Genomic DNA, 16,825 nt, shown 5'->3' with positions numbered 1-16,825 from the left:
CATCTACATAAATAGGTAGGTTATACAAAGTAGCGGTTCGCTCAATGATAATGATAAAGACAGAAGGGAGAGACCCGCAACATGTACGTAATGAAACAAAGTGGTTGGATTGAAGTAATTTGCGGTAGTATGTTTTCTGGTAAATCAGAAGAATTAATTCGTCGTGTACGTCGTACACAATTTGCAAAGCAGGCAGTTGAAGTATTTAAACCTGCTATCGATAATCGATATAGTGAAGAGGCAGTTGTGTCACACAATGGTACGTCTGTGATGGCTCAGCCTATTTCTGATTCGTTGACAATCTTAGACAAAGTGTCTAAAGAAACAGACGTCGTTGCGATAGATGAAGTTCAATTTTTTGATGATAATATTGTAGAAGTTGTCCAGAAATTAGCGAACAGAGGATATCGTGTGATTGTAGCGGGTCTAGACCAAGATTTTAGAGGTGAACCGTTTGGACAGGTTCCGCGCTTAATGGCAATTGCTGAATCTGTTACAAAGCTACAAGCGGTTTGTGCATCATGTGGTTCACCAGCAAGTCGAACACAACGCCTTATCGATGGGGAGCCAGCTTCCTATGATGATCCGATTATTTTAGTTGGTGCGTCAGAATCGTATGAGCCGAGATGCCGTCACTGTCACGTTGTCAAGAAGAATCGAGTTGGTCATATGAAGATGACAAGTGAAACAACAAAGTAAATCATAGCTTCCATAGAAAGCACCGGAAAAAGTATAGGTGGATATACTTTTTCCGGTGCTTTCTTTTTTACGTAAATTTTAAAAAAGTGTGGGAAAGCTAAGAGGAGGAGGTGTATAAAATGAAGAAAATTCTTCTTCTATCAATCCTGTGCTTAGCAGCTTGTTCGAATCAGTCAAATCAAGCGAACGAGCGTCAAAATGAAGATGGCTCTAAGTTAATGACATACACAAAAAGTGAAAAAGAAGTGAAACGAGAAACAGAAAATTATTTAGAGTCCACAGATCAAAATCCAAACTTTCCCAATACAACGCCTATTCGTTCAGAATCAACCAATAACAATAAAAAGTTTCAAGAGATTATTCATGCAAAGACGCCTTATGAAGTAGGTAACGTTGTCGTAAATGGTCGAGATGCCTGGATAACGGTGCACACAGGACAAGAGATGACAAAATCTCAACAAAAGAAAACGACAGAAGAAGTTACGGGCATTTTATCAGAAGGATTACCGCGTTTGCATTTTCATGTAAATGTAAAGCCTTAACGATTGTTAGCACGTTATTGACCGTAGGCAATTTGCTTTTGACTCAATTTGTGACCTATACTATAATTAGAATGTTATGGGTAAAAAGCAACTTCTTATTGAATAGAACAGCGATGTTCTAGCACATATAAGAGGTTAAATGAATAGAAAAGCAATGATTGTGTTTGTAGAGAAAAGTGAAAAATGAGGTGAATAACGTGTTTGATCGTTTAGAAGCGGTAGAGGCTCGTTATGAGAAGCTAAATGAGTTTCTTAGTGACCCGGAGATTGTGAATAATCCTTCTAAGTTAAGAGAGTATTCAAAAGAACAATCAGATATCCAAGAAACTGTAACAGCTTATCAAGAATATAAAGAAGTAAGTGAACAGCTAAAAGAAGCAAAAGCGATGCTTGAGGACAAGCTAGATGCAGAGATGCGTGAAATGGTGAAAGAAGAAATTAACGAGCTAGCAGATCGTGAAGAAGATCTAGTAGAACGTCTGCGTGTACTATTGTTACCAAAAGATCCGAATGATGATAAGAACGTTATTATGGAGATTCGTGGAGCAGCGGGTGGAGATGAAGCAGCTCTTTTCGCTGGTGATTTGTATCGCATGTATTCTCGTTATGCAGAAGCACAAGGTTGGAAAACAGAGGTAATGGAAGCAACATCAACAGGTGTTGGAGGGTACAAGGAAATTATCTTTATGATCAACGGTAAAGGTGCTTATTCAAAAATGAAATTTGAAAATGGTGCTCATCGTGTTCAACGCGTACCAGAAACAGAATCAGGGGGACGTATTCATACGTCAACGGCGACAGTTGCATGTTTACCAGAAGCTGAAGAAGTCGAAGTGGATATACATGAAAAAGATATTCGTGTTGATACATTCGCATCAAGTGGCCCTGGTGGACAAAGTGTTAATACAACGATGTCAGCTGTGCGTTTAACTCATCTTCCAACAGGTACCGTAGTTTCATGTCAAGATGAGAAATCACAAATTAAAAATAAAGAAAAAGCAATGAAAGTATTACGTGCTCGTGTTTATGATAAGTTCCAGCGAGAAGCACAAGCAGAATACGATGCAACTCGTAAACAAGCGGTTGGTTCAGGTGATCGTTCAGAGCGTATTCGTACATACAATTTCCCGCAAAATCGTGTAACTGACCATCGCATCGGTTTAACGATTCAAAAGCTTGATCAAATCCTAGAAGGAAAAATGGATGAGATTATTACCGCTCTTATCATGGAAGATCAAGCATTAAAGATGGAGCAAGCAGACTAACATGTCACAAAAAGTATTTGAAGCCCTTAAATGGGCTTCTTCTTTTTTAAAGTCAGCAGGTCGCGATGAAAATGCTGGGGAATTATTGTTACGTTATCATATGAATATGAGTCGAGCGCAATTGTTGAGTTCATTTCGGGATGAACTCAATGAAGACATCTTTAAAAAGTTTGAAGAAGATGTAAAAAAACATGTAGAAGGTATTCCAGTTCAACATTTAATGGGGTATGAAGAATTTTATGGTCGACGTTTTTATGTCAATAAAGAAGTTCTCATTCCACGTCCTGAAACGGAAGAGTTGGTAGAGGGCATCGTCAGTCGTGTTCAACGTATCTTTCCACACGATTCCATCGAGGTTGTAGATATTGGAGCAGGTAGTGGTGCGATTTCAATTACATTGGCATTAGAGTTACCATCTGCATCTGTTACAGGGACGGATATTGCACAACAGTCATTAGATGTAGCAAAGAAAAATGCAGAAGCATTACAAGCGAATGTGTCCTTTATTCAAGGTGACTTACTACAACCATTTATACAACAAGGAAAGAAAGTGGATGTGCTCGTCTCAAATCCACCTTATATTCCTGATGAAGATGCGGCGGCACTATCTACAGTAGTTAAAGACCATGAACCAAGTCGAGCGTTATTTGGTGGACAAGACGGGTTAGATTTTTACAGGCGTTTCATGGAAGAACTACCGCTTGTCATGAATGAAAAAGGAATTATTGGCTTTGAAGTTGGAGTGGGACAGGCAAAAGTAGTCGCACATATGCTTCAACAAACATTCACTCAAGCCAAAGTCGAAGTCGTCTACGACATAAACGGCAAAGACCGAATGGTTTTCGCTGAACTATAAAAATCGATTTACAGACATAAGGTGGTTCGAAATCCTTAGTTGAATCTTTGCTAGAGGATTCAAGAGATCTAGGTGACTGCTTGATAAGGGAATCATGCTGACTTATTTAATTAGATTTAGATCATACAGGGGAATGCCCTTCAATTTCCCTGTATGATCTAACATCGATTTTTTTAAGATTGGTAGTTTAATATGGGAATCCACTGTCCATACTGTTTGATGAGGGGATGGTGGAGAACATGAAAAAACAAGTAATCATTTATTTTATCTTATTATTAATAGGAGCTCATACGCACCTTTTATATACAAGTCAAGAAGTGCAAGCAAATGAACCAATGGTGATTCCAGACGAGGCAATTCGATTACGGATTCTTGCAAATAGTGATGCTGATGAAGATCAACATGTAAAGAGATTAATTCGTGACCGTGTGAATGCTGAAATCACAGAGTGGGTACAAGAACTAACATCGGTTGAAGAAGCGCGTCGTATTATTCGTGGAAATCTAGATGAAATTGAAAGCATTGCACAGCAAGTATTAAAAGAAGAAAATGTAAATCAATCCGTTACAGTTGACTTTGGTAAAGTAAGCTTCCCGACAAAATTATATGGACAGTTTTTATATCCAGCAGGTGAATACGAAGCAATCTTAATTTCGTTAGGAGAGGCAGAAGGAGCGAATTGGTGGTGTGTACTGTTTCCGCCACTTTGTTTCTTAGACTTTTCAAACGGTGAAGCAGTTCAAGAGCCATTGAATGAAGAAGAACAAGCTGAAGTTACTGAGGAACCACAAGTTCAACAACAAGAAGTTGAGGTTAAATTCTTTCTAGTAGAATGGTTTACGAAAATCTTTTCATAGAGAATGTTTTTCTAAAAGGTCGTTGTTTTCAAGCGAACCAATCGCCACACTTAGCTCACTAGCAAGAAGTTTGCAGATGCAACCTACTTTTATAAATGTGACTTCATAAAAAATGCTAGGAAGCAGTTCTAATTCTCTCAATCGCTCATAGATTAGTTACTAGAAAACTAGTCGAGGTGATAGGAGAATGAACGAATTGATTCGAGTAGCCCATGTAAAAGATGTACGGAAAGTGAAGACTTTTCTAGAGAAAGCTTGTGTGAGCGTAGAAGAACTAGAGTCGAACATTGAGCACTTTGTTATAATGGAAAATAGTGAAAAAGAAGTAGTCGCAACAGTGGGGTTTCAAAAAGATGGACATGCTGGGTTGTTACGGTCACTTGTGATCGTACCAACATTAACGCAAGATAAAATCTTAATGTTATTTAAAAGTGTAGTTCGTTTAGCAAAAGAAAGTGATATTGACCAATTGTTTCTTGTAACGAATAAAGAAGCTTCTCTCTCTTTCTTTGAATTGCTACACTTTCAAGTGGTTCCGAAAGACACCGTACCAGCGGGTCTACAAGAACAGTCAGCTCTTTTACAAACGGACAATGTGGATAAGTTATACGTAATGTGTTATCAAGATTGAAGGTTTAGTATCCACAAACTTACCCACAAACAAACAAGCTTTATCCACAAAATGTGGATAAAGCTTGTTTGTTGATAAAATAGAAGAATAATTACCATAATAAGAAGAGGTAAAACCTTGATATTTCAGTTTTTTTATAAGTAGAAATAAAAAACAAAGGGAGTGGAATAAGTTGGATACAACAATATGGACTGTGGATAATAATGTTGATGAAAATAAAAGTTATCTACAAATAAACGAAGCGGCTAAGCGATTACGCGCAGGTGAAGTAGTAGCTTTTCCTACTGAAACCGTATATGGATTAGGTGGAGATGCAACTTCAGATCAAGCTGTTGATAAGATTTTTTTAGCAAAAGGAAGACCTAGTGATAATCCACTTATTGTCCACATTGGGCATAAAGAGCAACTTCATAGCATTGTCGCAGACATTCCTGCAAAAGCTGAAAAACTAATTGAACAGTTTTGGCCTGGTCCTCTAACCGTGATTTTACCGAAAAAAGCTGGGTTATCAGAGAAAGTAACAGCTGGTTTATCAACAGTTGCTGTGCGAATGCCTGCTCATCCTGTTGCACTGGCGCTTTTAAAAGAAGTGAACCTTCCCATTGCTGCTCCGAGTGCGAATTTATCAGGAAAGCCTAGTCCTACGTTAGCTAAGCACGTAATGAATGATTTGAACGGTCGAATTAGCGGTATTGTGGATGGAGGCCCAACAGGGGTCGGTCTAGAGTCAACCGTATTAGACTGTACAGGAGAGGTTCCAACCATTTTAAGGCCAGGTGGTGTGACAAAACATCAGTTAGAGCGTGTCATTGGTAACGTACATACTGATCAAGCTCTAGTGGATGAAAAGCAAGCACCTAAATCTCCGGGAATGAAGTATACACACTATGCACCTGATGCTTCATTAATAATTGTGGAAGGCTCCAAACAGTTTTTACAAGAAAAGATAGTAGAATATCAACGACAAGGGAAAAGAGTAGGGGTTTTGACAACAGTTGAAAATGAATCCTTTTATCAAGCAAATGTCGTACTTTCTTGTGGAACAAAGAAGAACTTAGAAACGGTTGCAAGTCATCTTTATGATACATTACGAGCATTTAATGAATGTGAAGTTGATATTATTTTAAGCGAAAGCTTTTCTTCTGATGGCGTTGGACAGGCTATTATGAATCGATTAGAAAAAGCAGCAGGTCATCAAATCATTTCAGAATAACGGCTAGAAGAGCATTGAAAAACTTATTCTAAACACCCTTGTACATGCATATGGTGAAATAGGCAAGTCCGAGGGGGAGAGGGATGAATTTTTCTGAGATTGTTAGTGAAATGATTACACTAATTATTATGGCATTTGCATTAGGACTCGATGCCTTTTCAGTAGGGCTAGGTATGGGACTTATAAAACTTCGGTTAAAACAGATCTTTTATATTGGTGTGATCATTGGCTTCTTTCATCTATGGATGCCTTTATTAGGGATGTCCATTGGTAAATTGTTATCAGACAAATTAGGGAATATCGCTTCTTATGCAGGTGGTATTTTACTCCTTGCTCTTGGTGTGCAAATGATCTATTCTTCTTTTAAAAAAGAAGAGGATTCATTTATTAAACCAGTGGGCTTTGGACTATTAGTTTTTGCGTTGAGTGTGAGCTTAGATAGCTTTTCAGTTGGGTTAAGTCTGGGGATTTTTGGTGCCCGAACACTCATGACGATTGTAGTATTCGGCATTGTAAGTATGATTTTAACATGGATGGGTCTGTTACTTGGTAAGAGAGTTCAAGGCTGGATTGGTTCTTATAGTGAAGTGTTAGGTGGTAGCATTCTTTTGGCTTTTGGAATTAAACTCTTATTTCCTATATAATAAAGCTATGTTAAAAAGTATAGTGGGTTGAAATGACGCTTCTTCTTATGCGACGTACTAAGTTGCATAAGAAGAGTGTCATTTTTTGTATAAAAGATTATGAACATGTTGTGAAAAGGATTATACGAGTGGGTATTATCACTTATAATAGGTAAAAAGGAGGTCTTTTTGTGAAGCATGTTTTATTTGTTTGTACAGGAAACACATGTCGCAGCCCGATTGCTGAAGCGCTGTTAAAGGCAAGGGGCGTAAAAGGAGTAGAGGTGAAGTCAGCGGGTGTCTTTGCTTCACCCGGAAGCGATGCTTCTTCTCATGCAAAGCAAGCGCTAAAAGAACGAGGAATTAAACATCAACATGTAGCTAGTTTATTAGATGAAGAGTTAATTCAATGGGCGACTCACATTTTTACTATGACAGATACTCATAAGCAATTTGTGATAGATCGTGTACCAGAAGCGATAGATAAGACATACACCTTAGGGGAATTTGTGGGAGATCGTAAAGATGTGTCAGATCCATTTGGTGGGTCGTTATCGGTCTATCGGGGTACTTTAGAAGAAATTGATTCATTTATAGAGAAACTTGTCAATGAATTAAAATAAGTAGGAGGCCAATATGGGGGAGAAATCGCATTATCGGTTTGGTTTAAGAGTAAAGCTTGTTGTGTTTATCTCAATTTTAGCTATTATTACGTATTCTACAAGTGCATTCTTTATTTACTTTATCTATCCTTTTGTCGAAGGGTATATGAATCAGCACACCTTTACAATTGGCACGCTTTTTCTAGGAATTTTTTGGTCTGGCTTATTAGCTTATCTAGCTGCGGGTTTTATTATTAGACCTCTTCAGGAGTTAGAGATTGTAGCTAAAAAAGCAGCAGAAGGGATTCTGACCGAAGAAGTAAACGTTTCAAAGTCGGATGATGAGATTCGTGCACTGGGACTTGCATTTAATCAAATGCTTGAAAATGTGAAAGGAATCATTCATAGCATCAATCAAAACTTTGAGAAAACGAATGACGGAGTGATTTCCATTTCGGTTTCTTCGAGTGAAGCCGCTGTGCAAGCAGAAAACATCGCTCGTACCATTGACGAAATTTCTAAAGGGGCAGAAGGGTCTGCTGTATCCATTCAAGAAACATCAGAGTCTGTTGATGAAGTCATTGTCATTGCCGAACAAGTACAACAAAAAGCGTATACCTCCATGGAACTTTCAAAGGAAATGGTTGGAACGTTACAAACGAGTAAAGAGGCAACTACTTCGCTAATTGATGGAATCCGTGTATTAGCTAAAAATAATGAGCAATCGCTCAATGCCGTTCAACGACTTGAGAAGCATGCGAAAGAAGTTGAGTACATTATTTCACTGGTTGGAGATATTGCAGGCCAAACCAATTTGCTAGCGTTAAATGCGTCCATCGAAGCGGCAAGAGCAGGTGAACAAGGAAAAGGGTTTGCAGTGGTTGCGGAGGAAGTAAGAAAGCTAGCTGATGAAAGTGCAAAAGCTGTGCAAGGTATTACAAGTCTCATTCAAAATATCCAAGACGAAGTGACAAATGTTGTCGTACATATTGAGAAGCAAGTGACCATTGCAAGACAAGAAGCAAATAAAGGAAATGAAACGACAAAAGAAATGACAACGATGACACATTCTGTTCACCAAGTAGTAGAAGCAGTAAAAGATATTACGGATCTTGTCGAACAGCAAATGGAAAGCATCCGTCACACGGCTCATCAATCGCAAGAAGTGGCCGCCATTGCCGAGCAAACATCAGCAGGTGCGCAAGAAGTCAATGCGGCTACTCAACAACAAAGTGCACTCATTGACCAAATCGATGAAGCGTCAAAACAGCTATCGTTCCAAGCCAAACAACTACAAGAGACGATTAACAAATTCATTATATAGGTAGAGACAAAAACAATTTCTTTTGAATCAGTTTGTAACATCCCTTGCCAATTAAGTCCAGTAGCAACATGGATATACAGGCAAGGGATGTTATATATAAAGATTCTTTATGTGTCTTTTCCATCTTTAAAGTGACCACAAAGAAATTCTGTTTCAGTATGTATAGCTAACTCACAAACTTAGCTTAATTTGTAAAAGAGAGATAGTTCTAAATGTGGCTTTCGAGACCGCTTGAATTTTCTAGATACATTTATATATTTTTGCGTTTAAATGATGTAACATTATGATAATTGATTTTAGTTAGTCCGAGTCTTTTTTCTATAGGATGGTTGTTTTTAAGTTTGTTTTTTGGAAGGTCGTGTTTTAAGGTTAATTGAAGCGAAAGGTGCGAGTCACCCTAAGGAGAAATTTCTCTTCCTTTCAACTACTTGTTAAACGGCAACAGAGTCTATAGAAATAGCCAGACAAAAAGAAGCAAGAGGAGGATATTAGAACATGAAAGTAGCAATTGCATCTGATCATGGCGGTGTAAATATTCGCCAAGAAATTATTGAATTAATGAAAGAACTAGACATTCAGTACGAAGATTTAGGGTGTGAGTGTGGGACGTCTGTTGATTATCCTGACTATGCAATTCCAGTAGCCGAAAAGGTTGCAAGCGGTGAAGTAGATAGAGGGATTTTGATTTGTGGAACAGGCATTGGAATGAGTATTGCGGCAAATAAAGTCAAAGGTATCCGTTGTGCGCTTGTTCACGATACTTTTAGTGCAAAGGCAACGAGAGAACACAATGATAGCAACATTTTAGCGATGGGTGAGCGTGTTATCGGTCCAGGTCTTGCTCGTGATATTGCGAGAATTTGGTTAACGACTGAGTTTGAAGGTGGACGACACGAAAACCGTGTGAATAAAATTAAGCAGTACGAAGGGTAAATTAGCTTTTTATTGAAAAGAAGGTGTCCAAATTGTCTATTCTACAGTGGCAAGAAGAGCTTCAAACGATTCTGCATGATTTTCACAAGCAAATAAACATCACGAGAGGTCAACTAATGGTGATTGGTTGCAGTACAAGTGAAGTGGTAGGGGAACGTATTGGTACAGCTGGAACGAAAGAAGTAGCAGAGATGCTTTTTCGGACGTTCACGCACTTTCAGCAAGAAACAGGTGTTTCATTGGCGTTTCAATGTTGCGAGCATTTAAACCGAGCCCTTGTTGTGGAAAAAGAAGTAGCGGAGAAGCGAGGACTTGAAGTTGTTTCGGTTATCCCTATTCGTAAGGCAGGAGGCGCAATGGCTACGTATGCGTATCACCATTTTAAAAACCCTGTTGTGGTGGAGTTTATAAAAGCTGATGCAGGAATCGATATTGGGGATACATTTATCGGAATGCATCTAAAGCATGTGGCAGTACCTGTTCGTTGTTCAATAAAGCAAATTGGAAATGCACATGTGACATTTGCGACAACTCGGCCAAAATTAATTGGAGGAGTTCGGGCTGTTTACGAACAATCTGAAGAAAACGAAGAGTGTTAGAACGTTTTTAGTTTCAAAAATCCGTTATATCATGTTACAATGTAACTGAATTTTATAAAAAACGAACGTTATCATCGTGAGGAGGATTTTGATGGAGAACCGATTAATGCAGCAAGATCCAGAGATTTACAAAGCAATACAAGAGGAATTAGGAAGACAACGTACAAAAATTGAGTTAATTGCTTCTGAGAACTTTGTAAGTGAAGCCGTAATGGAAGCACAAGGCTCTGTTTTAACAAACAAATATGCAGAGGGGTACCCTGGTAAACGTTACTATGGTGGTTGTGAACATGTAGACGTAGCCGAAGATTTTGCTCGTGATCGTGCAAAACAATTATTTGGTGCAGAACATGCGAATGTACAACCTCATTCTGGTGCTCAAGCAAATATGGCTGTTTACTTTACTGTGCTAAACCCTGGTGACACGGTTTTAGGTATGAATTTATCACACGGTGGTCATTTAACGCATGGTAGCCCTGTTAACTTCAGTGGTGTTCAATATAATTTTGTTGAGTATGGTGTCGATGAGCAGTCTCACCGCATTAACTATGAAGATGTGTTAGAGAAAGCTCGCTTACATAAGCCAAAGCTCATTGTGGCCGGCGCAAGTGCGTATCCTCGTGAAATTGACTTTAAACGTTTTCGTGAAATCGCAGATGAAGTAGGCGCTTATTTAATGGTTGATATGGCGCATATTGCTGGATTAGTAGCAGCTGGTCTTCATCCAAATCCAGTTCCTTACGCAGACTTTGTGACAACAACAACACATAAAACATTACGTGGACCACGTGGTGGAATGATTCTTTGTCGTGAAGAGTTTGCAAAGAAAATCGACAAATCAATCTTCCCTGGGATTCAAGGTGGCCCACTTATGCATGTGATTGCTGCCAAAGCTGTTGCATTTGGAGAGGCGCTACAAGATGATTTTAAAACGTACGCACAAAACATCATTGATAATGCAAAGCGTTTAGCAGAGTCGTTAAAGAAAGAAGGCTTTACGCTTGTTTCGGACGGAACAGATAACCATCTTGTGTTAATCGATGTTCGTTCAATGAATCTAACGGGTAAAGTGGCTGAAAAAGCTCTTGATGATGTTGGAGTAACAGTCAATAAAAATACGATTCCGTTTGATCCTGAAAGTCCATTTGTTACAAGTGGTATCCGTATCGGGACAGCAGCGGTGACGAGTCGTGGTTTTGGATTAGAAGATATGGATGAAATAGCTTCGATTATGGCACTTACATTAAAGAATGCAGATAATGAAGAAAAGTTAGAAGAAGCAAAAAAACGTGTTGAAACGTTATCAGCAAAGTTTGAGCTATACCCAACACGTTAAGTAAGGTAAAGGGACCATCTTAGGAGATGGTCCCTTTTGACGAATATAACAAAATCCTAACAATCCTTGTCATTTTACTGATAACGCTTGAACTCAATTTTCTTTTTCTGTAAAATAGACGCAATGCCTAAAACGGTATCGTATTATTTTTAAGTAAGTGGCTGACAAAATGAAAGAGCTGAACTATTTCGATTTATTCGTTCGTTTCTTTATAAGAAGGGGATACTAACGAAAAAGAAAGGTAAGCTTTTATGAGTCAGCCACTTCCATGTGTCTAAGTTTTGAATCAAGTCGCATTGCGACAATTAGTTCCACTTTTATTTAAAGGAGAGATATAAATGGCTAAAGTATATGTGTTTGACCACCCTCTTATTCAACATAAGCTAACGTACATACGTGATATTAAGACAGGTACAAAAGAATTTCGCGAGTTAGTAGACGAAGTAGCAAGTTTAATGGCATTTGAAATTACACGTGATTTACCTCTTGAAGAGGTTGAAATTGAGACACCTGTATGCAAAACAACGTCGAAAGCGTTAGCAGGTAAAAAGCTTGGTATTGTGCCAATTTTACGTGCGGGAATTGGAATGGTAGACGGAATCTTGAAGTTAATGCCAGCTGCAAAAGTTGGACATGTTGGTTTATATCGTGATCCTGAAACATTACAACCTGTTGAATATTATGTGAAATTACCAAACGATGTAGAAGAGCGTGATTTTATCGTTGTTGATCCGATGCTAGCAACAGGTGGTTCTGCCGTTGAAGCAATCAATTCTTTAAAAAAACGTGGAGCGAAAAACATTAAATTTATGTGTTTAATTGCTGCTCCTGAAGGGGTAGAAGTTGTGAAAGAAGCTCACCCTGATGTGGATATTTACATTGCAGCATTAGATGAAAAGTTAAATGACCATGGTTACATTGTGCCAGGTTTAGGAGATGCAGGAGACCGTTTGTTCGGTACAAAATAATTTGATAAGTTCAGGTGATAGAGAATGAAAAAACCAATCAAAGTAATGACAATATTTGGAACTAGACCTGAAGCAATTAAAATGGCGCCTCTTGTATTAGAGTTAAAAAAGCGTCCGGAAGAATTTGAAGCAATCGTAACTGTAACTGCACAGCATCGTGAAATGTTAGACCAAGTACTAAGCATCTTTGAGATTACACCAGATTATGATTTAAATATCATGAAAGATCGTCAAACATTAATGGATGTGACAACAAGAGGATTACAAGGGTTAGATGATGTGATGAAAAAAGTACAACCTGATATTGTCCTTGTGCATGGTGATACAACAACAACGTTCATTGCAGGTTTAGCAGCCTTTTATAATCAAATTGAAGTAGGCCATGTAGAAGCAGGGCTTCGTACGTGGAATAAATACTCGCCGTATCCTGAAGAAATGAACCGCCAGTTAACAGGCGTGTTAGCCGACCTCCACTTTGCACCAACGGAAAAGTCAGCGGGTAACTTACTAGCTGAAAATAAGCCGGAGGAAGCGATCTTTATTACTGGAAACACAGCGATTGATGCATTAAAAACAACGGTCAAAGAAGAATATTCACATTCCGTATTAGACCAAATTGGTAATGATCGTTTAGTTCTTTTAACTGCGCACCGCAGAGAGAACTTAGGCGAGCCGATGAAAAACATGTTCCGAGCGGTAAAGCGAATTGTTGATGAACACGATGACGTTCAAGTTGTGTATCCAGTTCACTTAAATCCGGTTGTACGTGAAACAGCAGCCGATATCTTAGGGGATGACCCGCGTATTCATCTCATTGAACCACTTGATGTGATTGATTTTCATAACTTTGCCGAGCGAGCGCACCTTATCTTAACCGATTCAGGTGGTGTCCAAGAAGAAGCGCCTTCTTTAGGTGTTCCGGTATTAGTGTTACGTGACACAACGGAGCGACCAGAAGGAATCGAAGCTGGAACGCTTAAACTAGCAGGAACAGAAGAAGAAACAATCTATTCGTTCGCGAAAGAACTATTAACGAATCAGCTTGCTTACGATGCAATGTCCAAGGCGTCCAATCCATACGGAGACGGATTAGCTTCAAAGCGAATTTGTGATGCGATTAGTTATCACTTTAAGCAGCGAAACGAGCGACCGGAAGAATTTCGTCCTTTAACTTAAAAGGTTGATTCGTAAAATGAACACCTCTTCACATGAAATGTGCTCAATTGAGACACGCTAAAGTGAAGGGGTGTTTTTTATGTTTTTATCAAAGTGGATGCTATCATTATTTCTTTTCCTCTCAACAAGTCTTCCTTCCGCATTTGTCTTTCCAAATCGTCCTTCTATTCAAGATGTTAAAGTAGACATCGAAGAAACAAAAATTATCGTATTGGACGATCAGAATGTGAAGCGTGTAAAAGAAACCGTGAAAAGGAAATATCCAACCTTACAAGTACAAGCTACGTTTGAAACTGCTTTTTATGGATTATCCATTAAAGGAACGCATGCAGAATTAAAAAAATTAGAAGAAGAACATTTTGTGGAAAGTTCCCATTCGCTTTCTGAATATAAAGTAACGATGAATGAGAGTGTTCCGTTCATTGGAAGTGAACAAGTGCGGGGGATTTTCGATCAAGATAATAAGCGTTTAACAGGTAAAGGAATCAAAGTCGGTGTCATTGATACTGGAGTCGATTTTACTCACCCTGATCTGCAACGTAATTACATTGGGGGTTATGATGTCATTGATAAAGACTATAAACCGATGGAAACGAGAGAAGGGGAGGGGGATCCGACTGTTCACGGTACGCATGTAGCAGGTGTGATTGCAGCAAACGGCAAAATGAGAGGGGTTGCACCTGAGGCAGAAATCTATGCATATCGCGCGCTCGGCCCAGGTGGCGTTGGAACATCAGAAAGTGTCATTTTAGCAGTTGAAAAAGCCATTCAAGATGGAGTCGATGTCATCAATTTATCACTTGGTAACGAAGTAAACGGCCCGGATTTACCAACGAGCCTTGCTTTAAATAAAGCATCAGAAAAAGGGATTGTGACGGTGACATCAAGTGGAAACTCTGGTCCTGAACTGTGGACGGTAGGATCACCAGGTACCGCATCCAAAGCTATTTCAGTAGGAGCCTCACTTCCTCCTGTGAAATTTCCTTACCTTCAAGTTGGTTCTCACTCCAAAAAGATAGAAGTAAACCCACTTCAAGGGTCAGTTCCTTGGTCATTTCGTCGAGGTTATCCAATTATAGCGGGTGGGATAGGCAGAGAGAATGAAATCAAACATGCATTGGGGAAAGTGGTGCTAGTCGAAAGAGGGGGATTGTCTTTCACACAAAAAGCATTAAACGCAGAGAAAGCAGGAGCGGTTGCGTTAATCATTGCGAATAACTTAAAAGGTAGTTTTTTAGGAGCGTTAGAACAAGAAATAAGCATTCCGGTTGTTTCAATGAGCAAAGAAGATGCACAAGCGTTAAAAAAAGGGATGCAATCGAATGAACTTTTGTACACGCATCATAAAGTTATTCAAGACTTTTTAGCCTCTTTTAGTTCGAAAGGACCAGTGACATCAACGTGGGAGATTAAGCCAGATGTTGTCGCGCCAGGATATAGCATCGATAGCACAATACCAGGAGGTTATGTCTCGATGCATGGAACCAGTATGGCCGCTCCTCATGTAGCGGGTGCTTGTGCTCTCTTATTACAAGCTCATCCTGATTGGTCACCGGAACAAGTGAAAGCAGCACTTATGAATACAGCCAAGCCATTAGTGAAGCCTAATGGTACACGGTATGCGCCATACGAGCAAGGAACGGGAAGAATACAAGTAGATAAAGCGATAAAGTCAACGTCTCTCGTTTACCCAAGTGCACTATCTTATGGTGTTTATAAAAAAGAAGAATCTTCTCGCTTTATTAAAAAAGTCATCACATTTGATAATCAATCGACTCGCACTCAGCAATATACCATTGAGTTTCCTCATTATGAAAAAGGGTTAAAGTGGGATGTTCCACTTTCTGTTACAGTAGCGCCTAAGCAGAAGAAACAAGTGGAGATAGGGTTAGAAGTAGAAGCTGATAAGTGGGAAGCGGGGATGCATCATGGTGCTTTACTCGTTCAATCCGGTCAAGAAGTCATCGAAATTCCATACTTATTTATTGTTGAAGAGCCAAATTATCCGAGAGTAATGGGTTTTCAATTTGTCAAAGGTGATGAAGAAGAGGTATACATGTACGAATTATTTTTACCAGAAGGTGCAGATGAAGTAGGGATTGCCCTTTATGATCCAGATACGTTAAGGTTTGTTACGTATGTCGGTGTGGAGGAAAATGTCGAAAGAGGGACTATACGTCGTATACTTGAAATAAGTAAGACAATTCCACGTGGAATGTACAAAGCGATTGTATTTGCGAAAAAGAATGGTCACGAAGATACAATGGATGTTACAATTGAAATACAATAAAGAACTCTTTAGTCTAGCTTTCTAAAGAGTTTTCTTTATGGTATGACAAATTTGTGAACAACACTTGACAGTTTGTGAAGTTTTTGGCTCAAAGACATTGACAATAAATAGTACCTATTGTATGCTTACAGGGGATATAAATGGTAAGGTTTTCAATGTTGAAAAATCAACGTTTTTGCCATAATTTTTCGACAATATTTTACCCTCTTTTAGCAATATTTTCACATTGTATATACATATAATGGAGTAAAGAAAAATATTTCGAATAGATGAAATATTTGCTAAAAAGGAGTGGGATAAATGAGTCGAAAACAACGTCACCCTTTACAAGCAATGGCGCTTATGACAGCCATTCTTTCGCAATTAGCGGGGTCAGTCTTAATAGGGCTATTTTTAGGGAAATGGCTCGACGAAAGATTTGTAACCGAACCACTGTTTTTAATTATTGGCCTTCTATTAGGGCTTGCAACAGGTGTCTATGCCATGTTGCGATCAGTCCGACATTTTTTCTCAGGAGAATAATCCTATGCAAGAATTGCACCAAATGTTTCCACGACTTCGTTCATACATGTTCAATTTACTAGCTTTATACGTATTAGGATGGGGATTTACTAGCTATCAGTCTGTCTTTTTAGGGTTGATTTTAGGAACATCACTCAGCTTGTACAGCCTTTGGGTGCTAGTGAAAAGATCAAAACAGTTTGGACAAGCGTTAGAAGAGGGGAGAAGACCCCGTTCAGTAGGAACGTTTGCACGGTTTGCTACTGCTGCATTAGCAGTCATTGTTGCAATGCGTTATCCAAATCATTTTCATATCATTAGTGTTGTTTTGGGATTAATGACATCCTATCTTGTCATAATCATAGATTTAGTTGTTCAAAATTTACGTAAGAGATGGGAAGAGAGGTGAA

General features: G+C 38.9%; 18 protein-coding genes and 1 pseudogene. All 19 read left to right on the top strand.

All coding sequences use genetic code 11. The annotated features are described in order from the left end of the window. Nucleotides 1-81: 81 nt before the first annotated feature. Nucleotides 82-699, top strand: a complete 618-nt coding sequence (locus DIS06_RS07585) for a thymidine kinase (protein ID WP_110112639.1) — start codon at nucleotides 82-84, stop codon at nucleotides 697-699. 119 nt (nucleotides 700-818) lie between these two features. Next, the gene (locus DIS06_RS07580) at nucleotides 819-1,241 is read left to right on the top strand and encodes a hypothetical protein (RefSeq protein ID WP_110112638.1); all 423 of its coding nucleotides are present in this window, start codon (nucleotides 819-821) and stop codon (nucleotides 1,239-1,241) included. Nucleotides 1,242-1,438: 197 nt separating this feature from the next. After that, nucleotides 1,439-2,506: a peptide chain release factor 1 gene (gene prfA / locus DIS06_RS07575; protein WP_162595912.1), complete on the top strand. Its 1,068-nt coding sequence runs from the start codon at nucleotides 1,439-1,441 to the stop codon at nucleotides 2,504-2,506. Between the two features lies 1 nt (nucleotide 2,507). Further along, nucleotides 2,508-3,362 carry a peptide chain release factor N(5)-glutamine methyltransferase gene (gene prmC, locus DIS06_RS07570; RefSeq protein ID WP_110112636.1) on the top strand — a complete coding sequence of 285 codons (855 nt, stop codon included), beginning with the start codon at nucleotides 2,508-2,510 and terminating at the stop codon, nucleotides 3,360-3,362. A 239-nt stretch (nucleotides 3,363-3,601) separates the two neighbouring features. Further along, the gene (gene spoIIR / locus DIS06_RS07565) at nucleotides 3,602-4,219 is read left to right on the top strand and encodes a stage II sporulation protein R (RefSeq protein ID WP_110112635.1); all 618 of its coding nucleotides are present in this window, start codon (nucleotides 3,602-3,604) and stop codon (nucleotides 4,217-4,219) included. Between the two features lie 187 nt (nucleotides 4,220-4,406). Then, nucleotides 4,407-4,850, top strand: coding sequence for a GNAT family N-acetyltransferase (locus DIS06_RS07560; RefSeq protein ID WP_110112634.1), 444 nt, complete (start codon nucleotides 4,407-4,409; stop codon nucleotides 4,848-4,850). 172 nt (nucleotides 4,851-5,022) lie between these two features. Further along, nucleotides 5,023-6,063 (top strand): L-threonylcarbamoyladenylate synthase, encoded by a 1,041-nt coding sequence (locus DIS06_RS07555; RefSeq protein ID WP_110112633.1) that lies wholly within the window; start codon nucleotides 5,023-5,025, stop codon nucleotides 6,061-6,063. Between the two features lie 83 nt (nucleotides 6,064-6,146). Next, nucleotides 6,147-6,707, top strand: a complete 561-nt coding sequence (locus DIS06_RS07550) for a manganese efflux pump MntP (RefSeq protein ID WP_110112632.1) — start codon at nucleotides 6,147-6,149, stop codon at nucleotides 6,705-6,707. 170 nt (nucleotides 6,708-6,877) lie between these two features. Beyond that, nucleotides 6,878-7,309, top strand: coding sequence for a low molecular weight protein arginine phosphatase (locus tag DIS06_RS07545; protein ID WP_110112631.1), 432 nt, complete (start codon nucleotides 6,878-6,880; stop codon nucleotides 7,307-7,309). 13 nt (nucleotides 7,310-7,322) lie between these two features. After that, nucleotides 7,323-7,670: pseudogene (locus DIS06_RS20940) on the top strand (HAMP domain-containing protein); the annotation flags it as partial. Continuing rightward, nucleotides 7,665-8,612 (top strand): methyl-accepting chemotaxis protein, encoded by a 948-nt coding sequence (locus DIS06_RS07540; protein ID WP_481746850.1) that lies wholly within the window; start codon nucleotides 7,665-7,667, stop codon nucleotides 8,610-8,612. The pseudogene DIS06_RS20940 and the gene DIS06_RS07540, both read left to right, overlap by 6 nt. 495 nt (nucleotides 8,613-9,107) lie before the next feature. Then, nucleotides 9,108-9,545, top strand: a complete 438-nt coding sequence (gene rpiB, locus DIS06_RS07535; RefSeq protein ID WP_110112629.1) for a ribose 5-phosphate isomerase B — start codon at nucleotides 9,108-9,110, stop codon at nucleotides 9,543-9,545. Between the two features lie 32 nt (nucleotides 9,546-9,577). Further along, nucleotides 9,578-10,144: a TIGR01440 family protein gene (locus DIS06_RS07530; RefSeq protein WP_110112628.1), complete on the top strand. Its 567-nt coding sequence runs from the start codon at nucleotides 9,578-9,580 to the stop codon at nucleotides 10,142-10,144. A 106-nt stretch (nucleotides 10,145-10,250) separates the two neighbouring features. Beyond that, entirely contained in the window at nucleotides 10,251-11,480 is a 1,230-nt protein-coding gene (glyA, locus tag DIS06_RS07525; protein ID WP_481746849.1) for a serine hydroxymethyltransferase, read from the top strand. A gap of 338 nt (nucleotides 11,481-11,818) precedes the next feature. Further along, on the top strand, nucleotides 11,819-12,448 hold the full coding sequence (upp, locus tag DIS06_RS07520; RefSeq protein ID WP_110112626.1) for a uracil phosphoribosyltransferase: 630 nt from the start codon (nucleotides 11,819-11,821) through the stop codon (nucleotides 12,446-12,448). Nucleotides 12,449-12,472: 24 nt separating this feature from the next. Next, on the top strand, nucleotides 12,473-13,624 hold the full coding sequence (gene wecB / locus DIS06_RS07515) for a non-hydrolyzing UDP-N-acetylglucosamine 2-epimerase (RefSeq protein WP_110112625.1): 1,152 nt from the start codon (nucleotides 12,473-12,475) through the stop codon (nucleotides 13,622-13,624). A gap of 79 nt (nucleotides 13,625-13,703) precedes the next feature. Then, nucleotides 13,704-15,914 carry a S8 family serine peptidase gene (locus tag DIS06_RS07510; protein WP_110112624.1) on the top strand — a complete coding sequence of 737 codons (2,211 nt, stop codon included), beginning with the start codon at nucleotides 13,704-13,706 and terminating at the stop codon, nucleotides 15,912-15,914. A gap of 300 nt (nucleotides 15,915-16,214) precedes the next feature. Next, nucleotides 16,215-16,436, top strand: coding sequence for an AtpZ/AtpI family protein (locus DIS06_RS07505; protein ID WP_110112623.1), 222 nt, complete (start codon nucleotides 16,215-16,217; stop codon nucleotides 16,434-16,436). A gap of 4 nt (nucleotides 16,437-16,440) precedes the next feature. After that, nucleotides 16,441-16,824, top strand: a complete 384-nt coding sequence (locus DIS06_RS07500; protein WP_110112622.1) for an ATP synthase subunit I — start codon at nucleotides 16,441-16,443, stop codon at nucleotides 16,822-16,824. Nucleotide 16,825: the final 1 nt, after the last annotated feature.

The sequence above is a fragment of the Bacillus sp. CGMCC 1.16541 genome, from assembly GCF_003184905.1.
Lineage (GTDB): Bacteria > Bacillota > Bacilli > Bacillales > Bacillaceae_H > Priestia.
This window is presented reverse-complemented; position numbering and strand designations above follow the sequence as displayed.

What these genes read in the sequence shown, in the direction of transcription:
- DIS06_RS07580 (WP_110112638.1), top strand. Translation starts at nt 819, where the DNA reads ATGAAGAAAATTCTTCTTCTATCAATCCTGTGCTTAGCAGCTTGTTCG.
- upp (WP_110112626.1), top strand. Translation starts at nt 11,819, where the DNA reads ATGGCTAAAGTATATGTGTTTGACCACCCTCTTATTCAACATAAGCTA.
- DIS06_RS07505 (WP_110112623.1), top strand. Translation starts at nt 16,215, where the DNA reads ATGAGTCGAAAACAACGTCACCCTTTACAAGCAATGGCGCTTATGACA.
- wecB (WP_110112625.1), top strand. Translation starts at nt 12,473, where the DNA reads ATGAAAAAACCAATCAAAGTAATGACAATATTTGGAACTAGACCTGAA.
- glyA (WP_481746849.1), top strand. Translation starts at nt 10,251, where the DNA reads ATGCAGCAAGATCCAGAGATTTACAAAGCAATACAAGAGGAATTAGGA.
- DIS06_RS07510 (WP_110112624.1), top strand. Translation starts at nt 13,704, where the DNA reads ATGTTTTTATCAAAGTGGATGCTATCATTATTTCTTTTCCTCTCAACA.
- prmC (WP_110112636.1), top strand. Translation starts at nt 2,508, where the DNA reads ATGTCACAAAAAGTATTTGAAGCCCTTAAATGGGCTTCTTCTTTTTTA.
- DIS06_RS07560 (WP_110112634.1), top strand. Translation starts at nt 4,407, where the DNA reads ATGAACGAATTGATTCGAGTAGCCCATGTAAAAGATGTACGGAAAGTG.
- DIS06_RS07500 (WP_110112622.1), top strand. Translation starts at nt 16,441, where the DNA reads ATGCAAGAATTGCACCAAATGTTTCCACGACTTCGTTCATACATGTTC.
- spoIIR (WP_110112635.1), top strand. Translation starts at nt 3,602, where the DNA reads ATGAAAAAACAAGTAATCATTTATTTTATCTTATTATTAATAGGAGCT.
- rpiB (WP_110112629.1), top strand. Translation starts at nt 9,108, where the DNA reads ATGAAAGTAGCAATTGCATCTGATCATGGCGGTGTAAATATTCGCCAA.
- DIS06_RS07550 (WP_110112632.1), top strand. Translation starts at nt 6,147, where the DNA reads ATGAATTTTTCTGAGATTGTTAGTGAAATGATTACACTAATTATTATG.
- DIS06_RS07585 (WP_110112639.1), top strand. Translation starts at nt 82, where the DNA reads ATGTACGTAATGAAACAAAGTGGTTGGATTGAAGTAATTTGCGGTAGT.
- DIS06_RS07540 (WP_481746850.1), top strand. Translation starts at nt 7,665, where the DNA reads ATGCTTGAAAATGTGAAAGGAATCATTCATAGCATCAATCAAAACTTT.